Origin of the sequence: Rossellomorea vietnamensis, assembly GCF_008180415.1 — a bacterium.
Taxonomy (GTDB): domain Bacteria; phylum Bacillota; class Bacilli; order Bacillales; family Bacillaceae_B; genus Rossellomorea; species Rossellomorea vietnamensis_C.
In genome coordinates this window covers 370,649-382,536 of the sequence record NZ_VTEI01000001.1, presented here as the reverse complement: position 1 = coordinate 382,536, position 11,888 = coordinate 370,649, and the positions used below count along the sequence as shown (strand labels likewise).

8 protein-coding genes and 1 other annotated feature are annotated in these 11,888 nt (G+C 40.8%); of the genes, 6 read left to right on the top strand and 2 right to left on the bottom strand.

What is annotated here, in order from left to right; translation table 11 throughout:
- The first annotated feature begins 148 nt into the window (after positions 1-148).
- Positions 149-368, top strand: a binding site (T-box leader).
- 257 nt (positions 369-625) lie between these two features.
- From tyrS to FZC78_RS01725, 3 genes are all read left to right on the top strand, one after another.
- Positions 626-1,888, top strand: a complete 1,263-nt coding sequence (tyrS, locus tag FZC78_RS01735; RefSeq protein WP_148937969.1) for a tyrosine--tRNA ligase — start codon at positions 626-628, stop codon at positions 1,886-1,888.
- A gap of 287 nt (positions 1,889-2,175) precedes the next feature.
- On the top strand, positions 2,176-2,838 hold the full coding sequence (locus tag FZC78_RS01730) for an HAD family hydrolase (protein WP_148937968.1): 663 nt from the start codon (positions 2,176-2,178) through the stop codon (positions 2,836-2,838).
- Positions 2,839-2,936: 98 nt separating this feature from the next.
- Positions 2,937-3,500, top strand: a complete 564-nt coding sequence (locus FZC78_RS01725; RefSeq protein WP_148937967.1) for a GNAT family N-acetyltransferase — start codon at positions 2,937-2,939, stop codon at positions 3,498-3,500.
- A 199-nt stretch (positions 3,501-3,699) separates the two neighbouring features.
- Here the strand turns inward: FZC78_RS01725 and rpsD are convergent, their stop codons facing one another.
- Positions 3,700-4,302 (bottom strand): 30S ribosomal protein S4, encoded by a 603-nt coding sequence (rpsD, locus tag FZC78_RS01720; protein ID WP_148937966.1) that lies wholly within the window; start codon positions 4,300-4,302, stop codon positions 3,700-3,702.
- 669 nt (positions 4,303-4,971) lie between these two features.
- Between rpsD and FZC78_RS01715 the strand changes: the two genes are divergently transcribed.
- The 3 genes from FZC78_RS01715 (at position 4,972) to FZC78_RS01705 (ending at position 10,462) form a co-directional block, all read left to right on the top strand.
- Positions 4,972-6,876: a sensor domain-containing diguanylate cyclase gene (locus tag FZC78_RS01715; protein WP_148937965.1), complete on the top strand. Its 1,905-nt coding sequence runs from the start codon at positions 4,972-4,974 to the stop codon at positions 6,874-6,876.
- Positions 6,877-7,118: 242 nt separating this feature from the next.
- Positions 7,119-8,306, top strand: a complete 1,188-nt coding sequence (megL, locus tag FZC78_RS01710) for a methionine gamma-lyase (RefSeq protein ID WP_252183465.1) — start codon at positions 7,119-7,121, stop codon at positions 8,304-8,306.
- A gap of 620 nt (positions 8,307-8,926) precedes the next feature.
- A complete protein-coding gene (locus FZC78_RS01705) occupies positions 8,927-10,462 on the top strand; it encodes an FAD-dependent oxidoreductase (protein ID WP_148937963.1) in 1,536 nt (511 codons plus the stop codon).
- A 668-nt stretch (positions 10,463-11,130) separates the two neighbouring features.
- On the opposite strand, the gene FZC78_RS01700 is transcribed toward FZC78_RS01705, so the two are convergent.
- Positions 11,131-11,640, bottom strand: coding sequence for a cupin domain-containing protein (locus FZC78_RS01700; protein WP_148937962.1), 510 nt, complete (start codon positions 11,638-11,640; stop codon positions 11,131-11,133).
- Between the last annotated feature and the right edge of the window lie 248 nt (positions 11,641-11,888).

Genomic DNA, 11,888 nt, shown 5'->3' with positions numbered 1-11,888 from the left:
GGTATATTTTCCCTATATAAATAAACAGGAATAATACAATCAGCTTTGAGTAATAAAATTGAAGGCTCCCAAAAGGAATTTCAACAGCGAAATTGACAAAGAGGATATAACTATGATAAAAAAGGGGTATCTGAAAAAGTTTCATAATGAAATCGCTTAGACAGGAACAAGTAGTCTCGTTATCCCTATCCCAGAGAGTCAGTGGCAGGTGAAAACTGACATATATAACGTGATGAATTACCTCCTCGAGCTTTTGCTGTGAAAGACGAAAAAGTCCTTTAGCGGCAAACGGGAAAACCGTTATTCTGTAGAGTGAAGGATACTTGTGTCCTTAAGTTGGGTGGTACCGCGTGATAAACGTCCCTGCATTGGCAGAGGCGTTTTTTTTGTTGTTTAGGAAATCTTAAAGTCACCCTCTGTGGATAAATTATAGCTAAGTTATCCACGTCCAGCTTCAGCGCCAAGCCCCTCGGGGTCAAATAACCCTCAGAGAATAAAAGGAAAGTGCGCCTTTTTTTCTCTGAGGAACATTTGCCTGTCGGGGCTGACCAAGGCGCTTGCGCTTTTGTCTTGGAGAAATTCTCCCTTTGCGAAAAAATAAATAAATACCAGGAGGAAGATTGAATTGGACTTATTAAAAGATTTAGAGTGGCGCGGAATAACCTATCAGCAGACAGATGAAGAAGGATTAAAAACCCTTTTAGACAAAGAAAAAATCTCTATTTACTGCGGAATCGATCCTACTGCAGACAGCATGCACATCGGACATCTGCTACCATTTTTAACATTGAGACGTTTTCAAAATCATGGCCATCGTCCACTTGTGCTTGTCGGAGGAGCAACTGGACTGATTGGAGATCCAAGCGGGAAAAGTGAAGAGAGAAAATTGCAGACAGTGGAATCGATTCAGCACAATGTGGAAAGCATTAAGGAGCAGCTGAAAAGCATTTTTGATTTCCAAGGTGAAAATGGCGCGGTAATGGTCAATAACTTCGACTGGATCGGACCGATGGATATGGTCACGTTCCTTCGTGACTTCGGAAAGCATATCGGCGTCAATTATATGCTTGCAAAAGACACAATTTCATCGCGTTTGGAAACCGGTATTTCCTACACAGAGTTCACGTACACCATTTTACAGGCGATGGACTTCAACCACTTGTATGAAAACTATAACTGCAAGCTGCAAATCGGCGGCAGCGATCAGTGGGGGAACATCACTACAGGGTTGGAACTGATCAGACGTACGAGAGAAGAAGAATCCAAAGCATTCGGTTTCACCATCCCGCTTGTGACAAAAGCTGACGGAACCAAATTTGGAAAAACAGAAAGCGGCGCAATTTGGCTTGATCCTGAAAAAACATCTCCTTACGAATTTTATCAGTTCTGGATCAATACAGCAGATGCGGATGTCATTAAGTACCTTAAATACTTCACATTCCTGACTCATGAAGAAATCGAAGGATTGGCACAAGCAGTCGAGACAGAACCTCATCTGCGCAAGGCTCAGAAGACACTGGCAGAAGAAATGACAAAGCTGATTCACGGAGAAGAAGCTTTGGCCCAGGCGATCAAAATTACAGAAGCATTGTTCAGCGGGAACATCAAAGAACTCTCTTCTGCAGAAATCAAGCAGGGCTTCAAGGATGTCCCATCCTTTACACAAGCCAAGGACGAGGAAATCAACCTTGTGGACCTTCTTGTAAATAATAAAATTGCTTCTTCCAAAAGACAGGCAAGAGAAGATATCGGGAACGGAGCTATTTATATCAACGGTGACCGTACAACCGATCTTCAGCACGTCATGTCTGAATCAGACCGGATCGATGACCAGTTCACCATCATCAGAAGAGGGAAGAAGAAATATTTTATGATTCAATACTCTTAAGGAAAACTTACGATAAAAGGAGTGCCAAGTCTTTTTGATTTTGGCACTCCTTTTTTTAGTTAGAGGATTAAATTCTTAACAATGACTACTGCAAAACAAATCACTAAGAGCAGATATAAGATATATTATGGGGTCAAAATTATTTGCCGTTTGGAAGAATAAAGTGGCCACTTATAGAAAATGAATATTCAACTAAAGAGCCATTTAACAGAATAAGAGTTTGAATTTTCATAAAATTATTATGATAAAATTAGATGGGGAATTGGTTCAATTAAAGGGAGATTAATATGGACAAATACAAGATCATTTTATTTGATTTGGACGGGACAATTTCAGACCCGAAAGTAGGTATTACTAAATCGGTTCAATACTCATTAAAAAAAATGGGTATTGTTGAGGGTGATTTCGATAAACTTAAATGTTTTATTGGTCCACCATTACAAGTTTCATTTGTTGAATATTACGATTTTGATGAGAAAGATACACAAAAAGCAATCCATTTTTATCGGCAAAGGTTTAAGGAAAAGGGGATGTTTGAGAATAAGTTATATTCAAATATACCTTTGCTCCTAAAATCATTAAAAGAACAAAAACATACTTTAGTTGTTGCTACTTCCAAGCCTACAGTATTCTCTGAACAAATACTGAAATATTTCAATATTGACCAGTATTTTGATCTTATTGTTGGCAGCAATCTTGATGGAACAAGAACTTCAAAGACTGACATTATTCAATACATACTAGATAAGTATAAAGGTCATCAGCCGGATGACTTTATTATGATTGGTGACCGCAAGCATGATATTATTGGAGCAAAAAATATGGGTATTGATTCTATAGGAGTAACTTATGGATATGGCTCACTTGAGGAAATAAGTCAATCCGATCCTACGTATATTGTCCAAACTGTTGAACAGGTAAAGGATTTGTTAATGGGGAGAAAAGTCTGATAACTAACTTTTACTCTTCAACGATTGGGCAGGTTAATAGAATGAGAAAATAATGGTAAAATTGCTACGCAGATAAAATAAAGGGAGAGTTTTTAACTATGCTTGAGCTTAATGGTGACAAAGTTGTTTTAAAAGAAGCAACAACAGAAGATATTGCAAAGTTATATTTTTGGAAGTTTGAAGAAAAAGAACAGGAAGCAAAAAAGTGGAATGGACCTTATATTCCTGAAGAAAAGAAATCTAAAGAAGAGTACCGTACCGAGTGGGAGCAAGAAATTTTCACTGGATTTCCTGCTGCTCTTGTTATCAAATGCGAGGGAAAAGCCGTTGGTTACGTCGGGTCCTATTGGGTAGATAGAAACACCAACTGGCTGGAAACAGGAATCGTTATTTATGACAATAATTATTGGAACGGCGGTTATGGTTCAGAAGCATACAAACTATGGGTTGATTATCTTTTTACATCTACTGACCTGCACAGACTGGGAATGTCAACTTGGTCAGGTAACACAAGAATGGTAAAGGTAGCAGAAAAATTAGGAATGAAAGAAGAAGCAAGAATCAGAGATGCCAGAATGGTTAATGGAGAATACTTTGATGCCATTAAGATGGGTATCTTGAGAAATGAGTGGGAAAAAATCAAAGTGCAGTCTTTTATTTGAGTAGAAGGGGCGTTTGGCGAACAAACAGCCCTTCGCCTTGGTTATGTAACAAAATCTTCGGCTAACGGAGCATTAAAGTAAAAGAAGTATTAAGGGGGGCCTTCACGGATCTTCTATTCCAAGAAATTATATGAGGAAGCAGACTTGAATTCTCCAGAATAAAAAAACCCTTCCCCAAAAGGGAAAGGGTTTTGAAAGATTAACGAGAGTAGAACTCAACGATAAGAGCTTCGTTAATTTCAGCAGGAAGTTCAGAACGCTCTGGTAAGCGAGTGAATGAACCTTCAAGCTTGTCAGCATCGAAAGTCAAAAAGTCAGGAACAAAGCTGTTCACTTCAAGAGCTTCTTTAACGATGTTAAGGTTGCGTGATTTTTCACGAACTGAGATTGTTTGTCCAGCAGACAGACGGTAAGATGGGATATCTACGCGAGATCCATCAACTGTAACGTGTCCGTGGTTAACAAGCTGGCGTGCTTGGCGGCGAGTACGAGCCAAACCAAGACGATAAACAACGTTATCAAGGCGGGCTTCAAGAAGTGCCATGAAGTTTTCACCGTGTTTACCTTGCATTTTTCCTGCTCTGTCGAATAGGTTACGGAATTGACGCTCAGTCACTCCATACATATGACGAAGCTTTTGCTTCTCTTGTAATTGTAAACCATACTCAGAGATTTTTTTGCGTTGGTTAGGACCATGTTGTCCAGGAGCGTAAGGACGCTTTTCTAATTCTTTACCTGTTCCGCTTAGAGAGATTCCAAGACGGCGGGATAATTTCCAGCTAGGGCCAGTATAACGAGCCATTGAAGACTCCTCCTTCGTGTTTTTATTTAGTTGTAAAATAAAAACCGTGTGTGAATTAACAATCATGAGTATTATGTTTTCATGTACCTTCGCTCCAGCAGCAGAGAGTTACAAGATACACCTCGTTCGAGAGGAACAAAATACAGCAAAAAGGACATCACAAAGGCTGCATTTATTTTACACAAAGAATATTATATGATTTTAAACAGAGGAAGTCAAGGGGGAATTCTCGTTTTGATTTGTTGTCTATTTTTTTTCCTGCTAAACGGCAGTTTTATTTCCTAGACTTTCATGCCCTCCGGAGTTGTGCATTTGCAGCAAAAATCAACTGTTTATTCAATAGCAGTAAATGATGCTCATATTAATGAAGTGCATAGAAGTCCGTCCTTTTAGAAAGGAGAAAGTTTTGACCTGGCGAAAAATAGTAAAATTAGAATATTACATAGGAATCATCCAAATCTTTATGATATAATTTTGTTGATTAGATTCATAGTCAATATAGTGTTTTTCATCATTATCGGTGCACCCAAGACTCTTGGGCATACCGATAATGATGGAAGTCCTTAAACGGAGTATACATATACATAGTAGATAGTTGGTATTAGTTTATTGATAAGCAGGCAGGCCAAGGTATAAATAACAGGAAAGATAGGATATGAGGGACATGCTATGGAAAAGAATGATTGTGTGGACATGCAGGTGATCGGGATGGAACGTAAGGATGAATCCTTCCTGAATGGCTATAAAGCCCAATTGTTTGACTTAGTGAATGAAGAATTCAATGAAGAAGACGATAATGCCAGTCAGTGTCTTTTCAGCTGGATGAAAGCAGTGCGCGATACACTGCAGGCTGAAACGGTCCTTTTTTACCAGCGGATGGAGAACTCCTATCATCTTACAGAGGCAATATCAACTGGAAATCATCCAGTTTCCGTTTTTCCTGATGTCCTGGAAGCTATTTTCAAGGACAGCAGTGAGGTTTGCGTTAAAGGAGCAGACAGTCATAGTGACTTTGCCTCCTTTGATTATGCCTTTATGATGGATGATCAGCATGGTTCTTGTGGTATTCTCTTAGCTTCTGGGATTGTGTCTCATGATATTCTCACTCTGTCCAAAGATGTCCTGGAAAAGTTCTCCGCTGCCAGCTGCAATTATTTGAAGAAAATGAATTTGTTTCTTCAAATAATAGAGGATGAACATCGTTACCGTGAACTTTTTAAAGTGAATGAAGCTTTCCATTCTTCTATGGATATTAACATATTGCTCGGGCAGATCATCAGTACATTGACGAGGGTCTTTCCGGATTATCATTTTCATCTGCTGCTTTCCAATGATAATGATAAAAACCATGGAAATCTTCCTATCAAGGATTTTGATTATGATAGGGCCAACACTGCTGCCATGGAGGCTTTTGTCAATGGAACGATCGAAACAGATCATCATTATTCAGAGCAGAAGCTGACGCTGTACGCCCCTTTAAAAGGAAAGCAGGGTGTCTACGGTGTACTCGAAGTTGTAACGGGCCTTCCATTCAAGTTTCCAGAAAATCAAAGAGAGTTCGTCCGCCTGCTGGCTTATACGGCTGGAAACGCTCTTGAAAACGCAAAACTCTACCAGCAGTCAAGAAGGTTGATTTCAGATCTGCAGTTGATCAACGAGACGTCCCACAGGTTAAATTCAAATTTAAGGATGGCGGAAACTCTCACATTCTTAAAAAAACAAATAAAGCGTTCTTTCCAGGCTTCTTCCATCGGATTTGTCTTTATCGATAAAAGGGGTGAATACAAGGTTCTAACAGAAAGTTCTTCCTTTTTCCGAGGCATTGAAGGGACGACTTGCATCAATTATGTGAAACGCAAGATCTTTACTGATAAAGAAGCGATATTCATTGGGGACCTCAGCGGCAAGTTCGGCAAGGAGTTATCTTATCTTTCTCTGATGGCCGTTCCGATGATCCAGAATGGCTCTATTATCGGTTTTTGTATCGTGCTTCATAAGGAGCCTTACTCATTTTCGTTTGATATGTATAAGCTCCTGCAGTCGTTTATCCATCATTCTACGCTTGCCTTAACCAACTCGATGCTTCGTGAAAAATTGGAAGAACTGGTCATTACAGATCACCTGACGCAGCTTTATTCAAGAAATTACCTGGATGAAGAAATGGCCAGGGCGATAAATCAGGATGAACAAGGGGCACTTCTGCTTTTGGATATAGATAATTTTAAAAAAATAAATGATACATACGGACACCAAATCGGGGATGAAGTTCTTATCCAGGTTGCCAAGGTCCTGAAGGAAGAATCAAAAGAAGCGGGCTTTGCGGCAAGATGGGGCGGGGAGGAACTCGCTGTTTATCTGCCGCACATAGATTTGAAATCAGGTATTGCCATAGGATCCCGGATTGTGGAACAGATCCCCAAAGGAACCAAGCCCTCAGTGACAGTATCCTGCGGGGTCTCATCGTGGAAGAGCGGCCAGGAGGATCACGTAAAGGATTTGGTCAAAAGAGCGGACGCATCCATGTACTACGCGAAGAATAATGGAAAAAATCAAGTGGCCAACATTTTAAACTAGCAGTAAAGACCTTGAAAACAGATATGTTTTCGGGTCTTTTTTTTATGGGATTTTTATGAGGAAGCATAAAACTATATTTATGTAAACGCTTTCTTTTTCCAAAGAAATGTCATATGCTATTAATGAATTCGTATGAGATGAATAGGCCGGACGGTTAAATTCCGCCGGGTAGACCCTGTACAAAGGGATAGAGAAAGCATACACAGGTCAAGAACATGAACTACAGATCAGGGGGAGTAAAATTGGCAAAGAACTATGATAGATTCGAAACAAAAGTGATACATGAAGGGTACAATTCAGTCGACTATCAAGATAGTTTGGCACCGCCTCTCTATCAAACTTCCACTTTCACATTTAAGGATGCCCAGCAGGGGGAAAGAAGGTTTGCCGGGGAAGAGGCAGGATATATTTATTCCCGTCTTGGAAATCCGACTGTTTCCATACTTGAAGAGCGGATGGCTGCACTGGAAAATGGAGAAGGTGCTCTGGCATTCGGATCCGGAATGGCTGCAGTATCTGCTGTTTTATTATCACTTACAAAAGCAAATGATCATATCCTCTGTTCCCAAGGGGTTTATGGCTGTACATTCGGTTTGTTGAACTTGATGGAAGAGAAATATAATATTACACATGATTTCTCTGCAATGGAGAGTGCAGAAGAAATCAGAAACAGTATTAAGCCTGAAACAGTTTGTATTTATGTCGAAACACCAATCAACCCAACAATGAAGTTGATTGACCTTGAAATGGTCGCTTCCATTGCAAAGGAAAAGGGAATACCAGTCATAGTGGATAATACTTTTTCATCGCCTTATCTGCAAAAGCCTCTTGATTTAGGTTGTGACATCATCATTCACAGTGCCACCAAATACATTTGCGGCCATGGCGACGTGATTGCAGGAATCGTTGCGGGAAAAAAAGATCTGATGGATCACATCCGAATGACTACCCAAAAAGATATCGGAGGAGTCATCTCCCCGTTCGATGCCTGGCTGCTGCTTAGAGGATTGAAAACCCTGCCTGTAAGGATGGACCGTCATTGTGAAAATGCTGAAAAGATTGCCGCTTTCTTAAAAGAGCAGCCTGGAGTAGATAAACTGTATTACCCGGGAGACCCTGACAACCCAAATTATGAAACGATGAAAAAACAAATGAGCAAACCGGGTGGATTGATTGCATTCACCCTTAAAGGAACAAAAGAAACAGCACAGAGATTCATGAATGAACTGAAGCTGATCAAGATTGCAGTCAGCCTGGGCGATGCCGAAACACTGATTCAGCACCCGGCCACCATGACACATGCGGTCGTTCCGGAAGCATCAAGAGAAAAGATGGGCATAACGGATACTCTTTTGAGGGTTTCAGTAGGTCTTGAAGCTTGGGAAGATATACGTGACGATATAATGCAAGCACTTAATAAGGTACAATAGAAAATTTCAACCGGAGCCTCCAGGGTTCTGGTTTTTTTGTGTTGTGAGAATCTTTGTGAAGGAAAGCGGGGTATTTAGCTGGGGTTCACGGGATAGAGGCTGTTTGTTCAGTAGAGTATATTGAAATAGGAATTTCTTGAGATTGATGCAGTTCGCTCGCCCGGCGAGGTACATCAAAAGAGAAAAATCCTGGGATGACGTCCCCCGCTTACCTGTCCAGCTCGGCGCAGCATAGATGAAAACTCGCACTCTTATGAAAAGGTTATTTTCGCATAAATTGTAGCTTTCGAAAAAATCCCAAGAGGCGGATTTTCCCTGGATACTAAGAGTTTTATATATTATCGGGGAAATGCAGCACTTTTCTTTTCGATATTACCTTATTTTTTCCTTATTGAGATTGATATTCCTCGGAATTAGTAGCGAATAGCAACAAATTTTTCGAAAAGAGACTATAAAAGACATCCTCCAGATGCCCCTCTCAAAAGCCGGAAATTTATAATTCAGATTGACTCAAGCACATTTACTGCCCACCTCAACACCCCGCGCTGCATTTCAAAAGGCATTTTCTAAGTATTATTGGGTAAGTAATCTGTATCAGATATTTGGGAGGTAATACTTAAATGAATGAGCAGAAGATACCAAGGGAGTCTTATTCATACTGGCGGAAAGCAGCCGAAGAGAGGGGACTTCCATACGATAAACTTGCAAATGAAAGTCTTCAGGTGGACGTAACAATTGTTGGAGCAGGGATTACCGGGATTATCGCGGCCTACTTGCTTTCGAGGGAAGGCAAAAAGGTAGCGCTTGTCGAAAGCGGGAAAGTGATTAATGGTACTACAGGATATACAACAGCCAAAATCTCTACTCAACATGGATTGATGTATGATGATCTGATCAAACATCATGGTGAAGAAAAGGCATCCTTATATTACCAGGCCAATGATGAAGCCATGAATTTTTTAAAAAGCCTGACCGAAGAACTGGGCATTTCATGTGAATTCACGACTCAGCCCTCATATGTCTATGCTCAAACAGATAAAGGTTCAGATCAGATTATTAAAGAAGCAGAAGCTTATAAGAAGCTGAACATTCCTGGAGAATTGACTACGGAAACAGAACTTCCTTTCGAAGTGAAGAACGCACTTAAATTAAATAATCAAGCTCAATTTCATCCTGTGAAGTTTTTACTTCCGCTTCTGGGTGAAATCAAGGCGAATGGAGGTTTGATTTTTGAACATACAAGAGTGACAAAAGTCAGCGGTGACAGCCCTGTCGAAGTCCTGACAGAGGATGGAGGGGAAATTACCTCTGAAAAAGTAATTGTAAGTACTCATTTTCCAATCAATGACTTTAAAGGCCTTTACTTTTCAAGGCTCGATATAGAAAGGTCCTATATCCTTGCAGCCAAAACAGACAGCGAAATTCCTGAAGGGATGTACCTCAGTGCCGATCAGCCGAAGCGGTCTATAAGATATACTACAGATTCCAATGGCGGCAGAATGATTTTGTTTGGCGGAGACAGCCATAAAAGCGGTCAGGGAGGAGACACCACCGAGCATTATGAAAATCTTAGGGATTTTGCAGTACAGCATTTTTCCGCCAAAGAATTTCCTTATCGCTGGTCCGCTCAGGATTTGACTACCTTGGATCAAGTTCCGTATATCGGTCCTGTCACAGCACACGAGAAAAACACTCTTGTGGCGACTGGTTATGCTAAGTGGGGGATGACAAATGGAACGGCGGCTGCATTGCTGCTCACAGACTATATACTTGGAAGGGAGAACCGCTTTAAAGAACTATTCGCCCCTTCCCGCTTTAATGCAAATCCAAGCGTGAAAAATTTCATCAAAGAAAATGCCGATGTAGCTAAAGAGTTTGTAAAAGGCAAGCTCGATAAACACGACAGAAAACTTGAAGAGTTAGAGAACGGTGAAGGTGGTGTGATAACTTTAGACGGTAAGAGAGCTGGAGCCTACCGGAATGCGAACGGGGAAGTTACAGTCGTGGATACGACCTGTACTCATATGGGATGTGAACTGGGGTGGAACACCGCCGAAAAATCATGGGACTGTCCATGCCATGGCAGCCGTTTCTCTGCTTGCGGAGATGTGATTGAAGGGCCTGCAGTCAAACCTTTGAAAAAGATCTATGATTAATGTGAAAAAACACCCGAAAAGCTGAGGACACTGAACAAGTCCGACAATTAGTTTAAAGGCAGAATCGCTCACTTCAGAGAGCGATTCTGCTTTTTCATAAAAGCCTATGAAAGAGTGCTGGTTTTTTGTTGAGGAGGCCCACTCCGCTTGGTTGGGTGAATAATATAATGGGCTTTAGAGAGAAATTGTCCAGTCATTCTCTTAATTGGGTAATCAGCTGTAAATAAGGGAACTTTTTTCCCTTATCTTCAATTTCAAGCTTATTACGGGGAAAATTGAGGAACTTTTTTCCTTTATATAATAAAAAGCACAATTTTCAAGCGTATTTAGCTAATTAAGGAAAATTTATTCCGCTATTTTAGCTTTTCTTAGAGTTTTGTAAGAAATAAGGGAATCTCTTTCCTCTATTTACTATCCAAAACACTGAACTACATAGTTAAGCACCATCGGTCACTGCCTTTAATTAGCACCCTTCTATCTTTCCAGCAGTGGCAGGCAAATAAAAAACACCAAAGGATTTTAAAGCTGATGCAGGATAGAGAGCAAGAAAAAAGTCAACCTTTCTTCCTCTTTAAGGAAGGATAGTTGACTTTATCTTAGGTTAAAGCAAGTAACCTATAAAATTCGGTAGATTTTCAGTGCTCTCGAAAAGCTCGGGTGTTTTTTAGCTATTCATCCTTTTTCCATAGAGAAAGCAGCGGGCCGTTTTCTCCGTGAACGGGATCTTTGGAGGGAACCTCGACCTCTTTGATTTCAATCAACAGCTGTGTTCTTCCATTGTTTTCATCCGTCTTCAAATTATGATCTTTGCCATTGGGATAAGCACCGGCAACTTGGAAGTCTTCAGTAGAACTCAACCTTTTATGCCCGGTACCCGCTGGCAGCACAATTACATCACCCGGCTTCACTTCTATCGTCTTGCCGCTCTCTCCACCTACAATCAGCTTTGCGGAGCCGCTGACAACCCCAAGGACCTCATGGGTATTGCTGTGGAAATGATGATAATCAAATACGCCGCCCTGCCAGCTGTTTCTCCAATTGTTGTCATTGAAAAGAAGTTCTGCCTTTTCAGGGTCATCTTTGAGAGCTCCCTTATAGAAAAGGACTGGCAGATCCGGATTGTTGGGGATCGAGCCGCTTTCTTCAAAATACAACGTTTCTACATTCTTGTTCTGCATACTGATCCTCCTCTGAAGTGTCATATACTAATGAATTTTCCCCTATGGAGGTGAGGATAAACTTTGCAGAGGCTTAGCTTATGAATGACAGAGCGATGGCGGGTGCTGGCTGCATGGAATCAGGATATTCAGCAATCGATGCAGTCAGCCGGCATTGAATCCCCGTATGTTAGAAACCACTAGGGTTAAAAACTTCCTCAAGAGAATCTAATCCACTTTTACTTCGCTTCCGGGATAATTCCCCTCAC

Coding starts and splice junctions, on each gene's coding strand:
- FZC78_RS01730 (WP_148937968.1), top strand. CDS start 2,176: ATGGACAAATACAAGATCATTTTATTTGATTTGGACGGGACAATTTCA.
- FZC78_RS01725 (WP_148937967.1), top strand. CDS start 2,937: ATGCTTGAGCTTAATGGTGACAAAGTTGTTTTAAAAGAAGCAACAACA.
- rpsD (WP_148937966.1), bottom strand. CDS start 4,302: ATGGCTCGTTATACTGGCCCTAGCTGGAAATTATCCCGCCGTCTTGGA.
- FZC78_RS01715 (WP_148937965.1), top strand. CDS start 4,972: ATGGAAAAGAATGATTGTGTGGACATGCAGGTGATCGGGATGGAACGT.
- FZC78_RS01705 (WP_148937963.1), top strand. CDS start 8,927: ATGAATGAGCAGAAGATACCAAGGGAGTCTTATTCATACTGGCGGAAA.
- FZC78_RS01700 (WP_148937962.1), bottom strand. CDS start 11,640: ATGCAGAACAAGAATGTAGAAACGTTGTATTTTGAAGAAAGCGGCTCG.